At 48.0% G+C, this 19314-nt stretch carries 23 protein-coding genes and 1 tRNA gene; 23 read left to right on the top strand and 1 reads right to left on the bottom strand.

Going from position 1 to position 19314, the window contains the following annotated elements; genetic code table 11:
• Nucleotides 1-27: 27 nt before the first annotated feature.
• The 6 genes from NYE70_RS23705 (at nucleotide 28) to NYE70_RS23680 (ending at nucleotide 2031) form a co-directional block, all read left to right on the top strand.
• The gene (locus NYE70_RS23705; protein ID WP_341048568.1) at nucleotides 28-411 is read left to right on the top strand and encodes a RusA family crossover junction endodeoxyribonuclease; all 384 of its coding nucleotides are present in this window, start codon (nucleotides 28-30) and stop codon (nucleotides 409-411) included.
• A gap of 29 nt (nucleotides 412-440) precedes the next feature.
• The gene (locus tag NYE70_RS23700; protein ID WP_341048567.1) at nucleotides 441-635 is read left to right on the top strand and encodes a hypothetical protein; all 195 of its coding nucleotides are present in this window, start codon (nucleotides 441-443) and stop codon (nucleotides 633-635) included.
• Nucleotides 632-787, top strand: a complete 156-nt coding sequence (locus tag NYE70_RS23695) for a hypothetical protein (protein WP_341048565.1) — start codon at nucleotides 632-634, stop codon at nucleotides 785-787. Before NYE70_RS23700 ends, NYE70_RS23695 begins: the two co-directional genes overlap by 4 nt.
• Before the next feature lie 114 nt (nucleotides 788-901).
• Nucleotides 902-1507 (top strand): DUF1492 domain-containing protein, encoded by a 606-nt coding sequence (locus NYE70_RS23690; RefSeq protein WP_341048564.1) that lies wholly within the window; start codon nucleotides 902-904, stop codon nucleotides 1505-1507.
• Nucleotides 1508-1671: 164 nt separating this feature from the next.
• Nucleotides 1672-1745 (top strand) — tRNA-Pro (locus NYE70_RS23685).
• An 82-nt stretch (nucleotides 1746-1827) separates the two neighbouring features.
• Nucleotides 1828-2031 (top strand): Acb2/Tad1 domain-containing protein, encoded by a 204-nt coding sequence (locus NYE70_RS23680; protein WP_341048969.1) that lies wholly within the window; start codon nucleotides 1828-1830, stop codon nucleotides 2029-2031.
• A gap of 8 nt (nucleotides 2032-2039) precedes the next feature.
• Here NYE70_RS23680 and NYE70_RS23675 read toward each other — a convergent pair whose 3' ends face one another.
• Nucleotides 2040-2339 (bottom strand): hypothetical protein, encoded by a 300-nt coding sequence (locus tag NYE70_RS23675; protein ID WP_341048562.1) that lies wholly within the window; start codon nucleotides 2337-2339, stop codon nucleotides 2040-2042.
• A 140-nt stretch (nucleotides 2340-2479) separates the two neighbouring features.
• On the opposite strand from NYE70_RS23675, the gene NYE70_RS23670 reads away from it, so the two are divergent.
• The 17 genes from NYE70_RS23670 (at nucleotide 2480) to NYE70_RS23590 (ending at nucleotide 19301) form a co-directional block, all read left to right on the top strand.
• Nucleotides 2480-3178 carry a terminase small subunit gene (locus NYE70_RS23670; protein WP_341048560.1) on the top strand — a complete coding sequence of 233 codons (699 nt, stop codon included), beginning with the start codon at nucleotides 2480-2482 and terminating at the stop codon, nucleotides 3176-3178.
• Complete coding sequence (locus NYE70_RS23665; protein ID WP_341048558.1) at nucleotides 3175-4641, top strand: phage terminase large subunit; 1467 nt, start codon at nucleotides 3175-3177, stop codon at nucleotides 4639-4641. The genes NYE70_RS23670 and NYE70_RS23665 overlap by 4 nt, the downstream gene beginning before the upstream one ends.
• A 224-nt stretch (nucleotides 4642-4865) precedes the next feature.
• Nucleotides 4866-5102 carry a hypothetical protein gene (locus NYE70_RS23660; protein WP_341048557.1) on the top strand — a complete coding sequence of 79 codons (237 nt, stop codon included), beginning with the start codon at nucleotides 4866-4868 and terminating at the stop codon, nucleotides 5100-5102.
• Entirely contained in the window at nucleotides 5099-7186 is a 2088-nt protein-coding gene (locus tag NYE70_RS23655; RefSeq protein WP_341048556.1) for a portal protein, read from the top strand. Before NYE70_RS23660 ends, NYE70_RS23655 begins: the two co-directional genes overlap by 4 nt.
• Before the next feature lie 58 nt (nucleotides 7187-7244).
• Nucleotides 7245-8225, top strand: coding sequence for a hypothetical protein (locus NYE70_RS23650; RefSeq protein WP_341048555.1), 981 nt, complete (start codon nucleotides 7245-7247; stop codon nucleotides 8223-8225).
• Nucleotides 8226-8238: 13 nt separating this feature from the next.
• Nucleotides 8239-8658, top strand: a complete 420-nt coding sequence (locus NYE70_RS23645) for a hypothetical protein (protein WP_341048553.1) — start codon at nucleotides 8239-8241, stop codon at nucleotides 8656-8658.
• Between the two features lie 39 nt (nucleotides 8659-8697).
• A complete protein-coding gene (locus NYE70_RS23640; RefSeq protein WP_341048552.1) occupies nucleotides 8698-9657 on the top strand; it encodes a phage head protein in 960 nt (319 codons plus the stop codon).
• Nucleotides 9658-9857: 200 nt separating this feature from the next.
• Entirely contained in the window at nucleotides 9858-10424 is a 567-nt protein-coding gene (locus tag NYE70_RS23635) for a phage adaptor protein (RefSeq protein WP_341048551.1), read from the top strand.
• A 4-nt stretch (nucleotides 10425-10428) separates the two neighbouring features.
• Nucleotides 10429-12786 carry a right-handed parallel beta-helix repeat-containing protein gene (locus NYE70_RS23630; protein WP_341048549.1) on the top strand — a complete coding sequence of 786 codons (2358 nt, stop codon included), beginning with the start codon at nucleotides 10429-10431 and terminating at the stop codon, nucleotides 12784-12786.
• A 67-nt stretch (nucleotides 12787-12853) separates the two neighbouring features.
• Complete coding sequence (locus tag NYE70_RS23625) at nucleotides 12854-13519, top strand: serine O-acetyltransferase (RefSeq protein ID WP_341048548.1); 666 nt, start codon at nucleotides 12854-12856, stop codon at nucleotides 13517-13519.
• Between the two features lie 86 nt (nucleotides 13520-13605).
• On the top strand, nucleotides 13606-14163 hold the full coding sequence (locus NYE70_RS23620; RefSeq protein ID WP_341048546.1) for a phage adaptor protein: 558 nt from the start codon (nucleotides 13606-13608) through the stop codon (nucleotides 14161-14163).
• The gene (locus NYE70_RS23615; protein ID WP_341048545.1) at nucleotides 14160-15557 is read left to right on the top strand and encodes a hypothetical protein; all 1398 of its coding nucleotides are present in this window, start codon (nucleotides 14160-14162) and stop codon (nucleotides 15555-15557) included. The genes NYE70_RS23620 and NYE70_RS23615 overlap by 4 nt, the downstream gene beginning before the upstream one ends.
• Before the next feature lie 15 nt (nucleotides 15558-15572).
• Nucleotides 15573-16208 carry a hypothetical protein gene (locus tag NYE70_RS23610; RefSeq protein ID WP_341048542.1) on the top strand — a complete coding sequence of 212 codons (636 nt, stop codon included), beginning with the start codon at nucleotides 15573-15575 and terminating at the stop codon, nucleotides 16206-16208.
• Between the two features lie 61 nt (nucleotides 16209-16269).
• Nucleotides 16270-16782: a hypothetical protein gene (locus NYE70_RS23605; RefSeq protein ID WP_341048539.1), complete on the top strand. Its 513-nt coding sequence runs from the start codon at nucleotides 16270-16272 to the stop codon at nucleotides 16780-16782.
• A complete protein-coding gene (locus NYE70_RS23600) occupies nucleotides 16782-17369 on the top strand; it encodes a hypothetical protein (RefSeq protein ID WP_341048538.1) in 588 nt (195 codons plus the stop codon). Before NYE70_RS23605 ends, NYE70_RS23600 begins: the two co-directional genes overlap by 1 nt.
• A 49-nt stretch (nucleotides 17370-17418) precedes the next feature.
• Nucleotides 17419-18921 carry a hypothetical protein gene (locus NYE70_RS23595; protein ID WP_341048536.1) on the top strand — a complete coding sequence of 501 codons (1503 nt, stop codon included), beginning with the start codon at nucleotides 17419-17421 and terminating at the stop codon, nucleotides 18919-18921.
• Between the two features lie 41 nt (nucleotides 18922-18962).
• Nucleotides 18963-19301 (top strand): transglycosylase SLT domain-containing protein, encoded by a 339-nt coding sequence (locus NYE70_RS23590; protein ID WP_341048535.1) that lies wholly within the window; start codon nucleotides 18963-18965, stop codon nucleotides 19299-19301.
• Nucleotides 19302-19314: the final 13 nt, after the last annotated feature.

Genomic DNA, 19314 nt, shown 5'->3' with positions numbered 1-19314 from the left:
AGTGATGATATGACGACCGAATTCTTCATGCCGATGATTCCACCGACAGCAACACACCAAGAAAAGCAAGTCTCCTGTCAACATGGTAAGCCGGTATTCTATGAGCCTGACGATCTGAAAGCAGCGCGGGCGAAGCTGACGGCGCACCTGGGAAAGAATGTGCCGAATAAGAAATACACAGGAGCACTTCGGGTGATTGTGAAATGGCTGTTCCCGATCAAAGACGGCAGCAAGCATTATGACGGGGAGTGGAAAATCACGAAGCCGGATACGCACAACTTAAACAAGCTGCCTTTTGATATCATGACGGATTTGGGCTACTGGAAGGATGACGCGATTGTCGCTAGTGAGATCATAGAGAAGTTTTGGGCTGACCGGCCAGGTATCTATATCCGAATCGAGGAGTTGTAGCCTATGGATTACGGAGCTTTTTTTCAGACGTGCAGGCGTGGATCGGGCAAGCGAATCAGGCGGCCGTACATTATGGGATGGACAAGCCAGAGTTTTGGCAGTGGGTTGCGGACTCCGCCGGGGCCTTGTGCAAGAAGTATAACGAGCACCGGCTGGCGATCAAGCAAATGATCATGATGACCGAATGGCTCGAAGAAGTTTACGAAAGCAGGCGGTCCGCATGAACTGGAAGCGGGCAACGGATTCAGAGTTACTGCAAATCATTTACCACGAGCCGGGAGTGCCGCTGTCCTGGATTCAGGAGGCAGCGGAAGAGTACGGGCGCCGTCATGGCCGTAAGGCAAAGTGGTGGAGGTTGGAGGCGAAGATATCATGAAGACCTACAAGAGTCCTAGGCCGTACAAGATGCGGTTCAAGGTTTGCCGGGAGTGCCGGAAACGGTATACGTTATCGGGTTATCAAAAACATAAATGCAAACGGGGTGAATCAGATGACAGAGCAAACGGCCATTGAGCAACTGAGCCAGTACCGCCAAAAGCAGGCGCGGATCCATGTGCTAAGTACGTACAGTGTGGGCGCCGGGATCACGGTCAGCCGACTGAATGAAGACGATCAGCTGCAGGAGCTGCACCGGCGGCTGAGAGGGCGGCCGAGTTATATGTATCTGTCGGAGAAGGAGCAGCGTCTGGAGCAAGCGGCAAACGCCTACATGACCTGGTATCCGGCAGGGGTAAAAGCCCAGAAGCGTGCCGTACCTGATGACGTGATGGATCCCGAGGACAGGAAGCTGCTTCAAGAGCTGCGGGATAAAATCCAGAGAGTGATCGCTGCCCGCGGATATGACGTCCGGAGCAATATTGACGATATCCTTGATAGGTTGACCGAGTTGCAGGACCTTCAAGCGGACGTATCCCGGATCGATACGATCCTGAGAGCTCTTGAACAGTACAAACCAGAGTATGCAGACTTACTGCGGTTGAAGTATATCCAGGAAATGGACGTCACCGAGACATGCAAGCGACTGGCCGTTGTAGAGAAGACTTACTACCGTTGGAGAAGACGGGCGCTGAACGAGTTTATAAAGTTGTCCAGTTGAAAGTCCAGTAGAGTGAGAACAAAAGCCAGAATTTCCGTGCTAATATGGTACTGTGGACAAAGTGTAAGGAGATCACCTGCCAGCGTTTTTATACGGTCCGGCGGTGTCTCCTACGCCTAAGACGGGAGTTTTACTTGAACAGTGTTTCTCCCGTCTCTTATTAACCGGATGTGGTGTAGCTTGGTAGCACGCTTGCCTTGGGAGCAAGAGGTCGTAGGTTCAAGTCCTGCCGTTCGGATTATTCAACTTTTTTGATCCCCCTTACTTGCCGGTGCCTTCGGGTGCCGGTATTTTTTATCACGAAAGGATGATTGTTAATGATTAATCCGCAAATTGAAAATAATTTCAAGTATCACGCCCCGCAGCCCGGACAGCCTGAACTTTATCAGGAGATCCGTGAGAAGGCGAAGGAGCTGGCCTACTTGATCGACGAGAAGGTCCCAAACAGCCGTGAGAAGTCGCTGGCAATGACCAACTTGGAACAAACGGTATTTTGGGCTAATGCTGGTGTAGCGCGAAATTAAAGAAGCCCTCATTTCTGAGAGCTTTTTTCTACACTTGTCTTAAGGATCAGCCATACACCATCATCAGTAATACGAGCATCGTATTCGCCGGCTTTACATTTCCGTTGCACTGTCCGGACCGTTATATCAGCGATCCGAGCAGCTTCGGAAACAGTTATTACTTGTTCAAGTGGATTCATATTATGCGGATCAAGCTCGGGCCAGTGTCCGGCTTCTACGTAATCCAGGAAGCCATCAATCAAATTTTTATCCGCCGGCTCTAGATCGTGTCCGTCAGCTTCTAGGGCTCGAATTATTTTATCTCTCAATGTCTTTACCGCCTTTCTTTTTTTTTTTTTTTTTTTTTTTTTGTCGCATATACGACTTTCTGAAACCAACATATCATGTCGTATATGCGACTGTCAAGCGCTATTTTAAAATTATTTTTTCCTGAAAGGAGCTGAATGCGATGGCATTGACGGCCAAACAGCAATTATTCGTGAAGGAGTACCTGGTTGACCTCAATGCCACGCAGGCAGCGATTAGAGCAGGGTACAAGGAAAAAACGGCCAGAGCAATCGGGGCTGAGAACCTGACAAAACCTAACATTCAGGCGGCGATTGAGGAAGCGCAGAATAAGCGTGCTGAGCGGACAGAGATTACAGCAGATATGGTGTTGCAGCGGTGGTGGGATATCGCTACGGCTGATCCTGGTGAGCTGATGCAACTACGCCGGCTTAATTGTCGTTATTGTCACGGCTTAGACCACGAGTACCAGTGGAAAGATGAAGCTGAGTACCAGAGATCCGTTCAGGCGGAGATGTTGCAAGCGCAGCAGGAAGATCGGCAGCCGAATGAAATATCGGATTCTGGGGGATTCGGTTATGATCCGCTGGCTGATCCGGATCCAGGTTGTCCGGAATGTTACGGCGAAGGGCGCCCTGATTTACACCTAGCCGATACACGCAAGCTAAGCAGTAAAGGCAAGTTGCTGTATGCCGGTCTTAAGCAGACACAAGCGGGCGTGGAGGTTAAGCTGCAGGACCAGGGCAAGGCACTTGAAAATGTGGCAAGGCATCTCGGGATGTTCAAGGATAAGCTGGAGATCGGCGGAAAGGATGGCGGCCCGCTTCAAGTTATCTTTGATTCGGGGATGACGAAAACATGAGTAATACAGTTGTTATTTCGTATAAACCGCAACCCAGGCAGCAAGTGTTCCATCAGGCTGAAGCCGATGAGATCCTGTACGGAGGAGCTGCAGGTGGAGGTAAGTCAGAAGGCACAATTTTCGACGCCTTGAAATATGCCATGCAGTATCCCGGCAGCCGGCAAGTTATCTTCCGGCGTACCTTTCCAGATCTTCAACGCTCAATCATTAATCGGACGTTGAAGGTGTATCCGAAGGAGCTGGGGAAGTACAATACCTCATCTCATGAATGGACTTTTGTAAATGGCAGCGTGATCGAATTAGCGTACTGGGACAACGATAGCAACTACATGAACTACCAGGGCGCTGAGTATGACGTAATCCGTTGGGAAGAACTCACGCAGTTTGAAGAGGCCTGGTATAAATACATGTTGTCCCGCTGTCGTGGAGCCAATGGGTATCCGAAAAGCGTTAGGAGTACGACAAACCCTGGAGGCCTAGGTCATACATGGGTAAAGAAGCGGTTTGTCTCACTCGGCCCGCCGGAAGTTCTATATCATGTTCCGGAGACGGACGATGATGGCAATCAGCTTTATTGGCCGGAAGATGTTCCAGGACGAATCGCTGGCGAGCCGATCGTTCGAAGCCGGATGTTCATTCCCGCCAACGTCTTTGACAATAAGGCCCTGCTCCAAGAGGATCCGGGCTATTTGGCGCGGCTTATGGCGATGTCGGACGTAGAGCGGAAGCAACTACTTGATGGAGACTGGGATGTGTTCGCTGGCCAATACTTCGGTGAGTTTTCCCGAGCTATCCATGTGGTCAAACCATTTGAAATCCCACGCGATTGGAAAAGATACCGGGCCCTTGATGAAGGATACACGGATCCATTTGTCTGCCTATGGATCGCATTGGCGCCTGACGGCACCGGCTATCTGTATAGGGAGCTCTCGCAATCGAAGCTGCTTACATCAGAACAGGTTGAACTGGTTCGCTTGAATACACCGGTTAAAGAGAGGTTTGAGTATAATGTCGCGGATACTAGCTTTTGGAATAAGGCTAAGACGGAGAATATTACGCCGGCTGAGATATTTGCTCAAAAGGATGTACCTCTTATCCAGGCGAAGAAAGAGCGGGTCAATGGCTGGAAGCGGCTGCGAGAATGGCTCAAGGTGTATGACGCGATCGATCACGTCACAGGCAACACCTACAAAACGGCCAAGTTGAAGATATTCGACACATGTATTAAGGCCATCGAAGCGATCCCGGCTATGATGCACGACAGCAAGAAGGTTGAGGATGTAGCAGCTCACAGCCTAGATCACATACCAGATGCACTACGGTATTGGGTGATGAGCCAACCGACTCCAGGTAAAGGTGAAGGGGCGTGGGGAGCGAATCCTGAATCGATGCCGAACACGCAGGCGGACTTCGACCAGGATGACGACGACGATGAGGGGCCGGAGGTGCAAGGATTCTGGTAATCAGGAAATGAATACGGTATGCAGGACATGTGTACAAAACACAAGATTTTGTGAATATGTCTAAATCGCGAAGCCCTTGATGTATAAGGGTTTTTCAATTTCTCGCTAAGTTTGGTTTATGCATAGAATATACACGAACCCCGTAACCCGCATGGTTGCGGGATTTTTGATTTTAGGCAAGGGCAGGTAAAAAGAATAAATATGCAATCAAGGAGGGTCTGAAAATGGTATATGCATTTACTTTTTTAGCTTTTGCAGTCATCGGCTTCTTGTGCTTGCGGATCCACGGTCAGGATAAGACGATCAAGGAGCTGACCGATAAGCTGATGGCCAGGAATTACACGGAATACGTTTCTATGACCAGGGCACGAGAAGACCCGCCTCCGGATCTAACCAGCCGGAAACCTATGAGCTGGTACGATGATCCGAATATTCCGGGCGTTAGAGGTGATGATTCATGAGCTTATTACAAAAAGTCCGAGGGATCTTCACGGACGACACCGACCGGCAGGCTTCTACAAGCCCGAACACTCCGGAACAGCAGCAAATCTGGGACACAGTTAATCAGGATTACCAGATATTCAAATCTGCCAGGCAGCCGATGGAGTCAATCTGGCGGCAGGAGCAGCGCTTCTATATGGGTGACCATTGGCGAGGACTAAGGACAGAAGCCGTTTCTAAGCTCCGGCCTGATGCCGTGGAGAACATTACCTTTAGCCAGATTGAGTCCATTGTCGGGAAGCTGACTGGTTGGATGCCGTACCCGGATTTTGAAGCTATGGAGCCAAATGATGAGGAAAAGGCTCGGGACCTGAACGACTTCATGCCGTATGAGTTGCGGCAGATTAAATTCAGACATAAACATATCCGTGCGGTACGGCGCTGCGTGATCCATGGGCCGCTCATTTACAAGACGATTTTCGACCCGACGATTGAAGGCGGTCGCGGCATGCGGAGGTATACGGGCCGGAATGATATTCTTCCAGTCGACTTGGGAAGCTTCTTCCCGGATCCGCGGATTTCCGACTTTATCTATTTGCAGGATATGTCCGCGATCATTATCCATACTCGTAAGCCGCTGGAGTATTTCAAGAAGCGTTGGCCAGGTCAGGGTAGTAAGGTGATGCAGGACAATGCCGGCGCCGAGGCTGAGATCTTCAGCACAGACGTTTATGATGGTCACGGTGGAGAGCCTTCGTCTTCAACGCAAGTAAATGACAAGACCGCTGGCCTGATTGAATACTGGTACCGCGGGCTTCCGAAGCAGGTCAGTGAAGAAGATAAGGCCCTGTTCACCGATCTGGCAAACGAGAAGTTAGTTCAAGGAATTGATCCATCCGAAATGATGGCCAAGGCTGCTGGAAGCATGGAGGGTGTTCATTGCATTTATGTTTCAACTTCCGGCGTGTTCCTTGAACATAAGGCGTATATGTACGACCATGGCCAGTACCCATTCACGGCCCGGACGCTGTATCCGGAAGAAGGGAATCCGTGGGGTAAGGGCTTTATGCGCGATATGATCAAGCCGCAAATCTTCAAGAATAAGTATTCTGAAATTGCGATTGAGACGATGGCCAAGCAAGGCGGCTCCGGGATTATGTACGAGGAAGGGGCGATCACTAAGCCCCGTACGTGGCAAGAGCAGCGAGGAATGCCCGGTGCAATGCTTCCGGTAGCCACGGGACGTATGAACGGTGTGAAGGAGTTACAGGGCGTGAGTGTGCCTGGTACGATCTTCAATAGTCTAAGTTATTACGACGAGATGCTGCAGAAGATTCCCGGCATGTTCGACTCGGCAAACGGAGCATCAAACAGTAACGTCACGTCTGGGGAACAGGCAAAGGCGCTTATTGCTGCAGCCGGTACCAGACTTAATACCGTTTCTGATTTGATTTCCGAAGCGCTGGAGGATGTATTCGCTCAGTATGTGGAGTTGATCGCTCAGTTTTATACGGAGGAGCGAATCGCCCGGGTAACTGGCCGCCAGGTTAGCATGAGCCGGGACAGCCTTGTTTCTCGTGTTCCCGCCGAATACGATACCGGCGAGCAGATACCGGATCCAGACACAGGGGAGATTTACCCGGATATTCGTCCAGTTCAAGAGGAATTCGTTCCTGAGTTTGACCTGGTCGTTAATATCGGGATCGATAAGCCGCAGGACCGGGAGTATTGGCTGCAGCTCGCATTCAATCTCATGAAGATGCAGGACCCGATCACCGGGCTTCCGATGATCGACGCCGAGGCTGTTCGATACGTCATCCAGACGGGCCGTATGGAATCGATGGATGTAATCAAGCGACGGATCGAGGATCAATCCGGACGAGAGCAGCAATTCAAACAGGCTGTTCAGCAGGCTCAGCAGCTTCAGCAAGAAAACCAGCAGATGCAAACGGATTTGATGCAAATGTCTGACCAGAAGGTGCAACGTGAGATGCAAAGCCGCCAAGTCGATCAGCAGCTTAAGCAGCAGCGGCTGGAGCTGGAAGCGGCCAAGATGGCTAATGACATTATGAAATCAAATCAGGTTTTACCGGGCTTGCGCTGAGACTGCGTAAGCCTATTTTATTACTGCCGCCACCCATAGCGGATTAGGAGGATTAACCATGGAAGATGACGTGATTCAACCCGCCACCCAAAGCGAGGATGTCACAGAACAACCGGCCAACCCACAGGCCGATGAAGCGCATCAGAATGCAATGAAAGCAGCTTATGCTTCCTTCGGATTGGAATTACCGGAAGCCGAGAAAGTAGACGACGATGAGGAACCCGAAAATCCGGAGCAACCGGAAGCCGGCCCACCCAAAGGCGGACAAGGAGATTCGGAACCGAAGGGGCTCACCGTCAAGTACAACGGCAAAGACGTGTTTATTCCGGAGACGGAGGTCGCTGCACACGCCCGCAAAGGTTTGAATTACGACAAGATTGAGGGACGTGTTAGGCAATATGAATCAGCGCTGGATCGACTGGCCCGCCAGCAAGGATACAAGGACCACGCCGATCTGCTGGATAACCTGGACGCAATTGAGCAGAAACAGGTCCAGCAGCAGCGCGATCAATTTGATCAACTGAAGAAGCAACTCCGTGATGATGCTGAGGCTTCGGGTATTGACCCAAATATCCTCGATCAGTATCTGGACAACCATCCGCTCCTTAAGCAGGCCCGTGAGGTTGTCTCCCGCAGTGAGCAGGAACAGCAGCAACGTCAGCAAGAGCAGAGTCAACAGCAGCTCTTGCAAGGCTGGGAAACCCTGTTCCGTAAATACCCGCAACTTGCCGATCAAGTGGATGCCGAAACGGGGACAGCCACATGGCTAACGCAAGAGATGCAGGTCAGACTCCAGCGCGGTTACGATCCGGTGGACGCTTACGAACTTGTTCACCGCGAGAACATTCTGGCAGATGAGCGTAAGCGTGGAGAGCAATCAGCCATTAAGAATCAGAGGCTGAACAAGCGGGCGCAGGTTGAGAAGGCCGGAGCTGCCGATCCGGACCCGAGCGCACCGGAGGAGCTTACTTCCGCATTCGCTTTGTTCGGCCTGGATCCGAAGCAAGCAAATAAGTATGCAAAAAACTTTGAAAATTAGGAGGCGTTGAACTATGGCGCAAGGATTTAAGTACGTGTACAACGATTACGGGAAGGATCCGACCCGAATCACGGAATTTCTTATGAAGAACAATGAGGCCGGAGTTGCCGGGGGAGCCGTAAAGCTGGTCAGTGGGCGGTGGACAAAAGCTAGCGGCACCGATGCGATTGGGGGCTTTCTAACTTCCAATGTTACCGCCGGTATAGATCAGCCTTGTGAGGTTGTTCTTGCACGTGAGGGAGACTGGTATGATGCAGCGTATTCTGGAACGGCTGCTGCTGGGTTTAAAGAGGGGATTGATGTCGTAGCTCTCGCTACAGATGGCCTTTCTGTTGACGCGGCCACGGTAGCTGGAGGGGCGATCGCAGTACTTTCGATTAACACTGAGAAGAAGACGGCTCGTGTAAAAGTGAAGAACCGGCAATTTTCTTAATCAACCAATACCTATTTAATTTAAGGAGGAATACCCACTATGCAAACAGCACTTCGTTGGGATCCGCGAGTCCTGGAGCCGGTTTTTAAGGAACTCTACTCGCTTGAAATGAAAAATAAGAAGGACTTTATCCCACTTCTTTATAACGTAACGACTTCCACCAAAAAGATGGAATCTTATGACGGAATGGGCGGCGAGGGCCTGATGGAAGAATGGGGCCGCTCGAACAATCAGGTCTTTTATGAGGACATCGACGAGCTCTGGCAGAAAGTTATCAAGAACCGCAAGTTCTCCGATGGTCGTATCATCGAACGTGATTTCATTGATGACCTTCAACTGACAGAGGTTAAGCGTCGTATTTCTTCCTTGGCCGGTGCCGTTTACAAGACCCAGCAGCTTCAAGCTGTCGAGTTTTTGGTAAATGCTTTCTCGGCTACGGGACCGAACTGGCGCGGCCGGGTTGAGAGTTATCTGGGGCCTGACGGCAAGCCGCTTTGCGCTGCTGATCACCCATTCAGTCCAACGAATAGTACGGACGTTCAGTCCAACCTAGGAAACAAGCCGCTGACGATCGACTCTTGGGATGAAACAGCAGTAGCCATGCAGGAATGGGTAGACGACAAAGGGGACACGATGGCTGTCATTCCAGATACTCTTATCGTGGCTCCGTATAATGCGCGTGCAGCGTTTAAGATCGCGGGCTTGCCGGATTCGGACTTGCCAGCTTACGAACCGGGGAGCAATAACTTTGATGCAAACATGTACATGGGTAACATCAAAGTTATCGTAGACCCATTCATCAGCGCGAAGAACCGTAAAAACTGGTTTGCCGCCGATTCCTCCCGTATGAAGCAGTTCAATATCTGGCAGTGGAGACGGAAGGTCGAGAACGGTACAATGACCGATTTCGATTCGGAAGCAACCAAGCATAAAGCCATTGGCCGCTGGGGTTACGGATTTACAAACTACTCGTTCATTTATGGCCATAAAGTAGAGTAGTTTTCGGTAATCAAGAAGAGGGGGCTTCCAGCTCCCTTTCCTTGTTTTAAGCATTCATGCTTTGAGTCTTTAAAAGAGGGAAGGTGGAGTTATGTTCCGGGATGATCTGGACGCATTGAATGCGATTCACGCCGAACAGTGCAAGACAAATGAACTGCTGGAGCAAATATTGAAGGCTCAGCAAAGAGAGGAGAATCAGGATGCTCGTAAAGGACGTAGTGGAGGAAATCGCGGAGAAGGCGCCGAACCACTTGTCGCCGCAGTCGATTCTCCGGAAGATCACTCAGGTAAGGGATCGACTTCTAAGACAAAGCGGATCCGCTCAGCAGCAGACTGATACCGTATGTACGGCAATCGATATAAAAAAGGGACAAGACCAATATGAGCTACCATGCCCGCCGGGGAATGTGGTGGACGTGGACATCGTTCTTGATGATTGCTGGCGCAGGCTGCCGTTGCGTCAGTTCCATCAGCGATCAATCAAGCCGTACTATTATTTCCAGGCAGGCTTAATTGGCTTGGTTCCTGTGCCTGATGCGGATATTACTCAGGGATTGAAAGTTTTTCATATTCCCGTGCTACCGTCGCTTACTGTTGCGGACATGGAAGGCATGACAGGTTTTGACCCTGATTACGATATGGTCCTCGTTTACGGTGTCTTGAGGGAGCTTTCCGAGGGTTATGACGGATTGTATCAACAGATATTGAATGATTGGAAATCCGCCAACAACGGATTTGAGAAATATGTAGTAAACGAAAGATGGTGAAAAAATGAGAAGCAGATTCCCCTGGAGGGACACAAGCGAAGACATTGCAGAAAATGCAAGGCCGCAATGGGAAACCCCGGCAGGAGCACAGGAAAAAGCTGATAAGGCCGAGCAGGCTGCAAAGGACTATTCCGATGAAAGGTTAGCGGAACACGTTGGAACAGGCGGTTCAGCGCATTCTCTGGCCGTTCCGGACGCCGAGGCAGGTTTTATATCTGGTGTGGATCAGGCGAAACTGAACGGCATCCAAGCCGGAGCTGAGATTAATCAGAATGCTTATTCTGTGATTAATAACATTCCAGCCGGACAGAAAGAGGATCATCTAACTATCACTGCCGGCACTGGCATAACTGTTACCCCTGATCCTGCGAATAAAGAAATCAGGATTACGAGTTCTGGTACGGCCATTCCCGGGAAGCATGGGACCGAACATTTGAGCAACGGAGCGGACCCGATCCCGGAGGCGACGGGTACAATTAGCGGGCTGATGAGCGCTGCAGATAAAGTGGCACTGGATACAGTCGTCGAGGACGTCGAGAGTCTGGCAGGTGCCGGCAGAACAACGGAAACGGTCAAAGGGAACGCCGATGCGATCGCTGATGTTACTGCGCAGTTGGCGGAATATGTGCAGGTTGAGGATTACGGAGCCGTTGGTGATGGAAGTACCGATGACTCAATTGCGATTAAAAATGCCGTCATCTCATCTCGATATAAGACTCTGAAATTTAAATCAAACAGAACATATGTGGTGAAGCAACTCAATGTAATAGAGTTGTTGGGTGACATAAAAATTGACGGTAGAGGTTGTACTATACTCGTACCATCCGACGCTCCGCTGGTTGATGTCGTCGGATATGAGGGAGTTTATAAAAATGCCGTCTTTCAATGCGGAATGGGGAAACAATCAAATATTGAGATTAAGGGTATCCATTTTGATTTTAGAAAGGAGAAGGTGTCAGGTTTATTTTTAGGGGATGTCAATAACCCTATGGGAGATGGAATAAGGAAAAATATTAAAGTTCATAATTGTACAGCGACCGGGAATGGCTTCGATGCAACATTTTTTGGCGTATCGCATGGTTCTGAAATTTTCGTTGAAGAAAATTCTGTAAAGCACATTTCAGGGCTTTGGCACGGTTCTGAAAATAGCGGATTGTTTAGAAATAACACATGTGAGCACATCGGAGTTAGCGGAGATTTAAATACATGGTTGAATTACGCGGCTATACGCTTGACTGGCGCAAGAAACATGGACATTTTCTCTAATATTATCAGATATTCGGGTGGTACGGCTTTATCTGTATCGTCTGCTTCCTCTAGTTCAGATAGTGTAACTATTAAAGATAACCGAATATATGCAGCAGGGTTATGCGGAATAGGCGTTGGAAATAAGCCGGGAGGAGGGAATATCAAGAATATTAATATTGAAGGCAATTATATATACGGATATTGCTGTGCGCCTGATGGCGATTTACATCCAGGAATTGAAGCAGGCTCATCCGCAGAAAATGGAATAGTTCAAGATTTTTATATACTGAACAATCACATAGATTTCTTAGCTCCATATGAGACTTTTGATAGTGTAAACTACACTGTATTAAACTCCAAGAATAATAAAAAATCTGCACATGTACTTGGTTCCGGAATGATTGCTATTAATTGCAGTCACGTAGCAGCAAACAATGCACGCGGATTTTCAATTAAAGGGAACCGGATAAAGTATAACAAAGAAGTTTCTATCCGGGTTGCTTATGTACAAGATGTTTCTATTGTTGAAAATCACATTTATCAATCAGGTTGGGAGCGAGATGCCACCACTAAAAACCCACTTTACAATTCCGGCAATAATGGCATAAGGATTGCATTTAGCTGTGATATTATGGTCAGGGGAAATACCCTGATTGAGATAGCTAACGGTCTGTCTACAGCAAGCCAAGGGACTATTCCAATAAGGTTGGAGGCGTGTACAAACTTTATTGTAAGTGAGAACAGCTACAGTACCCTAAACTCTGGACACAATAAAGCATTTTTGACTGCGAGTGGTGGAGCGAACGCAACGGAATATTTTAAATTATTTGGACACACTGCTAGTTTGTTTAAAGGTGCTATCGTAAACAACTATATGCTTAATGCTGACACTAGTTATTTTGACGCTCTTGAGGCATTTAATTTTAATTTAGATATATTCCTAATATCTCCTACAAGATTGGACATAGATAGAGTGCGTCCTGATAGAGGATTTGACGGTCACTTACACGTCAAAGGATCTGATGTAGTAACGACTTCCGCACCTAGCGAAGTTGGAAAAATCTCTGTTTGGGTAGATGGGGCGAGAAGGTATATACCTATCTATTCGCCATAATTAAAGGATTTTGAGTAAAAGCACAGAATAAAAATAAAGGAGTTGATTAGAAAGCGAGGGGCGTTTTATGTATTTAAACACAACCTTAAAGGCAGAATATAAAGAGTTGATTGAGAGTGACTTTATAGGGGAGTTTACGAAATACGCTGATTTAAATGCAGAGCGACTATATAGATACGGCAGAGAGGCGTACGACAATAAAGATTTTGAGACTGCGAAGAAATGTGAAACATTAAATCGCATAGTTAATAACTGTGTTATCAGTTCTTCATGTTTCTTGGATTCGGAGACAAGAATTGCGTATGGTGGAGTGGGCGTGCTTATTCACCCACTTACAAAAATGGGTAAGTACGGCATGATAGGAACGAACGTAACCATTGGGGCGGCCCCGGTAATTGGAAACTGTGTTTATATTAGTACCGGAGCAAGACTGATCGGCGTGGGTATTAAGATTGGAAGTTATTCTGTAATTGGAGCCAATGCCGTAGTAACGAAGGACGTTCCTCCATTTAGTATAGTTGCTGGAGTTCCAGCAAAAATTGTCGGAACAATTACACCAAAAAACGTAGACAAATATCTAAAGTCATACCTGGCGATTGCTAGACACAAAGATGAAGCGTTCATGAAAAAAATAAAGGCAGAATTTATTGAGGAATATAATAAATTAAACCCTGAAAAGCACTTTTCAAAATCATTAAAATCAGTAGTCAAACGCCTTATAGGTAAGAAATAAAAGTTAGACAGTTGGACGATTTAACGCAGCAAGCACATCCTTAAATGGGTGTGCTTTTTATTTTCTGGGAAAGGAGTTGAAGCGATATGAATATCGGTGAAATCATCTCTATGGCAGACGAACTGGTTCCGAACGAGGTCCCGGTTGCCGATAAGGTCCTTCGGCTAAATGCGATCAATCAGGATTTTTTCAACGTAGTTAAAATTCCTCAAATCACAATGTTTGATTGCATAACAGCGGAGCCGAGTTACACGCTGCCGGCAGACGTTCGATCGAAGAACATTGATCTGGTGATGGTCGGAATGTTCAGGTTCAAGAGCCTTGAACGTGATGCCGTATTGCCTGGACAGAATGCATACCTGTTTGATGATAACTCATCCAAGCTGACCCTGTTCCCTGCGCCATTCGCGAATCTTCAGGGCGTTCTCCGATACCGGATGATCGGAACGACAAACTTCTCAGCGGCCAATCTGCAGACAGAACCGGATGCCCCGCCGGAATATCACTGGACATATGTTCCTGCCTTGGCGGCCTATATCGCGAATACACAAGACGACAGCGTGAAGGCGGCCAATTACGAGAACGAGTACAAGGCAGCCTGGAACGTTGCCGCTCAAAACTACCAGGGTGGTGCAGCGGGATGAAGCTGATCCAGTATGAGCCTTCTGAAAAACAACCTTTACCTGGCGTACTCGCGCCTATCCCTATTCGAGAATTTAAAGGGCTCAATGGATTCGATCCTCTATCCATTGACGATAGCTATTTCACGGATACGCAGAATATGACCACAGACGATTACCCGGCCATCTCCACTAGGCCGGGCTATTCGGTTATCGGGAACGGCGGATCTCGTGTTCTTGGAATGGGTGTTTGGAAAGATCGAGAGCTGCATGTTGTATTCAATGACGGGACTTGGCGGCGCTGGAATGGATCGTCTTGGAGCACGCTAGCCAGCGGGCTTAATACATCTGCGGAATGGTCGTTCACCAACTTCCAGGGCAACCTCTCCGATGTAAACCTGATCGGCTGCAATGGGGCGGACCCAGTTAAGAAGTACGACGGATCCAGTGTGGCCAACCTTAGCGGTGCACCGCAGAACGGCAAGTACATGACGACCTACCAGAACAGGCTGTGGTGCGCTGTAGGAAAGGAGCTTTGGTCTTGTGCGCTGGATCAGCCTACGACTTGGGCGAAATTTACCGGCAACCAGGATGACAGCTATCGCAAAAAGATTGAGTCCCGCCGCGGGGAAGACATTAACATGCTTTCAGGCAGCCTATCCAAGTTGACGATCGGTATGCCTGGCAGTCTGCATGAGTTGTACGGTTCGCTTCCTTCCGACTTCAACACGAAGCTGATCACCGAGGACACAGGGCTGGCCAATCATAAAGCGGCCATCACTCAAGAAGGGTTTATGCGATTCATGCATAACACAGGAATATATGAATACGGTGGCGGAATGCCGCCAGAGAAATCATTTTCGGAGATAGTTGGAAACTTCCTATCGGGTATCACCGACCAAAGCGCTGCAGGCTCGGATGGGAGAAAGCTATATTTTAATATCCCGTCTGATCGACTGATGGTGTACGATCCACGCGCCGGTATTCAGGCTTGGAGTAGGTGGAGCGGGATTCAGGCGGTACACTTTATGGTCATGCAGAACAAGCTTTATATCGGAGACGCTCAGGGCCGTGTGCTCCGTCTGGAAGGAACCACAGATAACGGTAATGGGATTACCTGGTCAGCGACAACGAAGCCGTTCAACGGCGGCTCCGCCGCGCAGAAAATGCGTTGGTACAAGATGTGGGTGGTTGTTGAGTTGACGGGAACGATGCAGATTCACCTGTCCCCGTCGATTCAAGGAGAGGACTGGAAGCTAGTTCAGACTATTAGCGGATCTGGTACACAAGCCCGGCGTGTGATCATCCCTGTGGCCAGCTTCGCAAGGGAGAACTGGATCCGGGTTAAGTTCAGCGGTACCGGCTGGGTAAGGCTCCATGAATTTACTCGGCAGACTAGGCAGCTGCCGTTGTATTAGAGGAGGAGTGGTATTGTGTCGATATGGAATGATTCCCCACGGCTAAATTCCCCGCCGCCGACTAACGATGTGGCAGTAATTTTGGGATATGTGAAGGATCTCGCAAACACGGTAGCTAAGATGGCAAAGGATCTGGAATTTATCCTTAACGGTAATGTGGCCTTTGATAACATTCGGGCCGAGGGGATCGAAGCGAAGAATATCAAAGCCGAAGCCATTACAACAAATAAGATCCAGGCCGGGGCCGTTACGGCAGAAAAAATTACGGTGAATGAATTGTCAGCGATCACGGCGAATCTCGGGCATATCCTTGCTGGGTTGATTGAATCTGTACAGATATTCGGGTCATATATAGCGACTAGCTACGGGAGCTACCCTCTTGTTGAGATAAGTAATACAAACAACATGATGGGAGCATGGAAAAATTGGAATAATGCTGTTCAAATCTACTCTCCGTCAGATATGTTCTCCCCCATAATTAGGTTTATGACTCCTGTAGGAGTAGCTTATATCCTGTATGATACGGAAGAAAATGCGATTGCTATATCTAGTAATGATGCTAACATCCACATAAATACTACAGAGGAAGTTAATATTCTGGGTCGAAAGGGGGTTTGGATAAACGGACAGCAAGTAGCGGGGCCGATATAACAACTTACATTTCCTGATTTTCCCTGCTATAATGGTGGAAAAACTAGTGAGGTGTCATAGCATGAAGAAATTTGTTGTTGGTGTTTTTGTTGGGGCAATGTTAATGATGTCGACCCAAGCTTTCGGTGCAAGTATAAATTATATTGGTAAGAAAGTATCAGGCGAGACACCTGTAAAGGTTAATGGGGAAACGGCAGGCAACGCTATCATTGTTGACAATAAAAGTTTCATTCCTGTTAGAGATATATCGGATAAGATCGGTGCTGATATTTCTTTTGAAAAAGGAGGAGTAATATCCTTGACTACAAGTTCGCAAACACCTGAAGAATCCACGGTAAATACGGAAGCGATTAAAAAGCAACAAGAATTAATTGATGAGACTAAGAAAAAGATTGATGCCACTGCTGAGAAAGTTAGCCACTACGAAGCATTAGTAAAGTCAGCCACAAATGATATTTACAAACAAAATTATCAGAATAATTATGATGCTTTCAAAAAGTCATTGGATCAGCTTAATTCCGTTCTAAAGGAACAAGAGGATCAGTTAGATTTGCTCGAAGGGCAAGCTAAGTAATGGCTAAGAATAAGATTGCTCTATATTTTTTATCAGTCCTGAGCCTTGCTCTTATTTTCGTGTTTGTTTATCCGGGTGTTTATAAGTACGACAAGCTTAATCAAAAGTACCCTGTCAAAATAAATAGGTTCACAGGAAAAACTCAAATTTTATATTCAGACGGCTGGGCTGATGTGAGTGAGTATAACTCCATTGATACTAAGTTGGATCAACAGAAGCAAGAAATTGAAGAACTTATTACAAAACAGGAAGATCGCATAGTATCAGATGTTTTGAGTAGAGTTCAAAATGAACTTAATTTTACAATGCCGAATACGGAAGATCAAAATAGCACTTCTGATTTTGACGCTGTACGAAATAGGTCGAATGGAACACCTATCATAAGTTCGCCATTACCTGAAGAAGGAAGAACTTATTTCGTTAAAGGAGATAGTTCTGAATTTGTTGAGAGTATAATGGGTACCCCTGATAGTGTTCATTCTATAGGTGCTATGGAATCTTGGGGATATGATCTATCTTCTATTTCCTTTAAAAACGGTACAGTGAGTGGTTGGTCAAACTTAAGTGATAATCTTAAATTGAAGTGAGAGTCCTCAAACTGAGGGCTCTTTTTTATGCCCCTGAAGGAGGTGCTTTATGGCTACTGCAACTTATAATTATGGAATCCGCGACGCCTTGAATCAAAAGGGCGTGGATAATGCCCGAATTGGCTATGCCAACGGCTATGTAACGATCGACGGTAAGAATTTCATCAAAGCCGATGCGAGTAATAACGGCAGGGCTCTTACCAGTCAACAAAATTTCGATAGCACTTGGAGCCAATACAGTCAGCCGGCAAAACAAGCGAACCCGATGGTTCAGGCTGCCTCTACAGCAAAGACAACACCACAAGCAACGTATACCCCGCCAACGAGCCCAACAGTTGATACTCTTGGAAGGATCAATGACTTTATTAATAAGCAAGCGCAGTTCCAATATACCGCCCCAGATCCATTTTCATACGATCAAAACTCAGATCCTGCTTACCAATCTCAACTGGCAGAGGCTAAGCGAAACGTAGAGAATCAACAAATTGACACGAATGCTATGCTTCGGGCTAGCGGACAAGGCCAGTCATCCTGGTCTGAGACGGTGGCCAATCAAATTGGGACAAACGCGATGAAAAGTATAGCAAACGATCTTGTTCCAGCTCTTATGCAGCAGGCATACCAACGTTACAACGATGACGCTAACAGGAGCCTACAGGTTCAGCAGCTCAATTACGGTGTGGGGCAAGATGCGCTCGGCAACCTGTCGAACCTTTATGGCCTTCAGGACAATGAATATTTCCAGAAGCCGATTGCGGAAGCGCAGCTCACCGGAAATTATCTCCCGACAGAGGCAAGGCAGGTAATCAACCAAATTCTCGGCTTGAAGCAGCAGGCAGAAGCGCAGGGGGTTACAGCTCAAGAGCGCGCCGGCTTAAGCCAACAAGCAGACATTCTGCGTGGACAGTTGCAAGCTCTCGGTATTGATCCAAGCCTTTATGGTTCTAATGTCAATTATAATAGTGCCAGCAAATCAAATGCTGGGATCCGAACACTTGCGGGCCAGCAGCTTGATATGGCTCGGAGTGACCAGGCATTTAGCCAAAACATGACACAGGAGCAATTTGCATACCAGAAAGCAAGGGACGCTATTAGCGATAAGCAATGGAAAATGCAGTTTGACGAAGCAGTCCGCCAGAATGGATTGAGCTATGGCCTTAACTTGCTCCAGGAACAAAACCAACAGGCATATCGTGAGGCGTCACTGGCATTGTCTCAGGACGATAATGCGCGGGCGTGGGCTCAGTTGGATTACAGCATGATGAATCCTGCATCCACTGGGTCGACCGGAGGTTTGACGGCTAACCAGGTTCTACAATCCATGAAGAGTCTGTATACGGAGCCAGTTTACGCGCCGGACGGCGCCGGAGGGCAGGAGAAGATCGGTAATGCTCTAACTAAAGACGCGGCCAAGCGTGAACAGATGTTCCTGAACGTTGTTGACTCAGGCCTGAGTGACGCTGAGACGAATCAGATTCTGAACTCACTCGGTATGACCAAAACGGAGATCGATGGATATATGAAGAAGTACGGGGCATCTTCGGGAAACTGAGTAGCCCCGGTAGCTCCGGGGCCTACAAAAATTACTACAAGATGAGCAAGGATGCCGCGGCAAACCCAGCTAATTTCAAAACAGCATCTTCAGCGATCGAGAAGGCAATTCGGGATTTGAAGCTTCCGAATGATTGGCTTATGCCCACCCTTGAACTCGTGGCCAGAGAATCCAGTTTCAACCCTTCGGCTAAGAATCCTAAGTCTTCCGCTGAAGGGTTGTTTCAATTTCTGGATGGGACGAGGAAGAACTATGGCGGAAGCAAGGTGGACTGGGACGATCCCTATCAGCAAGCCCTTGCCGGGCTGAAATATATTAAGGACCGCTACAAGACACCGGAAAAAGCGCTTCAGTTCTGGGATAAAAATAAGTGGTATTAAGGCGGTGGTGGTA

Source organism: Paenibacillus sp. FSL R5-0407, from assembly GCF_038009185.1.
GTDB lineage: Bacteria > Bacillota > Bacilli > Paenibacillales > Paenibacillaceae > Fontibacillus > Fontibacillus vini.
This window is presented reverse-complemented; position numbering and strand designations above follow the sequence as displayed.

Coding starts and splice junctions, on each gene's coding strand:
- NYE70_RS23705 (WP_341048568.1), top strand. CDS start 28: ATGCCGATGATTCCACCGACAGCAACACACCAAGAAAAGCAAGTCTCC.
- NYE70_RS23695 (WP_341048565.1), top strand. CDS start 632: ATGAACTGGAAGCGGGCAACGGATTCAGAGTTACTGCAAATCATTTAC.
- NYE70_RS23690 (WP_341048564.1), top strand. CDS start 902: ATGACAGAGCAAACGGCCATTGAGCAACTGAGCCAGTACCGCCAAAAG.
- NYE70_RS23670 (WP_341048560.1), top strand. CDS start 2,480: ATGGCATTGACGGCCAAACAGCAATTATTCGTGAAGGAGTACCTGGTT.
- NYE70_RS23665 (WP_341048558.1), top strand. CDS start 3,175: ATGAGTAATACAGTTGTTATTTCGTATAAACCGCAACCCAGGCAGCAA.
- NYE70_RS23660 (WP_341048557.1), top strand. CDS start 4,866: ATGGTATATGCATTTACTTTTTTAGCTTTTGCAGTCATCGGCTTCTTG.
- NYE70_RS23655 (WP_341048556.1), top strand. CDS start 5,099: ATGAGCTTATTACAAAAAGTCCGAGGGATCTTCACGGACGACACCGAC.
- NYE70_RS23650 (WP_341048555.1), top strand. CDS start 7,245: ATGGAAGATGACGTGATTCAACCCGCCACCCAAAGCGAGGATGTCACA.
- NYE70_RS23645 (WP_341048553.1), top strand. CDS start 8,239: ATGGCGCAAGGATTTAAGTACGTGTACAACGATTACGGGAAGGATCCG.
- NYE70_RS23640 (WP_341048552.1), top strand. CDS start 8,698: ATGCAAACAGCACTTCGTTGGGATCCGCGAGTCCTGGAGCCGGTTTTT.
- NYE70_RS23635 (WP_341048551.1), top strand. CDS start 9,858: ATGCTCGTAAAGGACGTAGTGGAGGAAATCGCGGAGAAGGCGCCGAAC.
- NYE70_RS23630 (WP_341048549.1), top strand. CDS start 10,429: ATGAGAAGCAGATTCCCCTGGAGGGACACAAGCGAAGACATTGCAGAA.
- NYE70_RS23625 (WP_341048548.1), top strand. CDS start 12,854: ATGTATTTAAACACAACCTTAAAGGCAGAATATAAAGAGTTGATTGAG.
- NYE70_RS23620 (WP_341048546.1), top strand. CDS start 13,606: ATGAATATCGGTGAAATCATCTCTATGGCAGACGAACTGGTTCCGAAC.
- NYE70_RS23615 (WP_341048545.1), top strand. CDS start 14,160: ATGAAGCTGATCCAGTATGAGCCTTCTGAAAAACAACCTTTACCTGGC.
- NYE70_RS23605 (WP_341048539.1), top strand. CDS start 16,270: ATGAAGAAATTTGTTGTTGGTGTTTTTGTTGGGGCAATGTTAATGATG.
- NYE70_RS23600 (WP_341048538.1), top strand. CDS start 16,782: ATGGCTAAGAATAAGATTGCTCTATATTTTTTATCAGTCCTGAGCCTT.
- NYE70_RS23595 (WP_341048536.1), top strand. CDS start 17,419: ATGGCTACTGCAACTTATAATTATGGAATCCGCGACGCCTTGAATCAA.
- NYE70_RS23590 (WP_341048535.1), top strand. CDS start 18,963: ATGAGCAAGGATGCCGCGGCAAACCCAGCTAATTTCAAAACAGCATCT.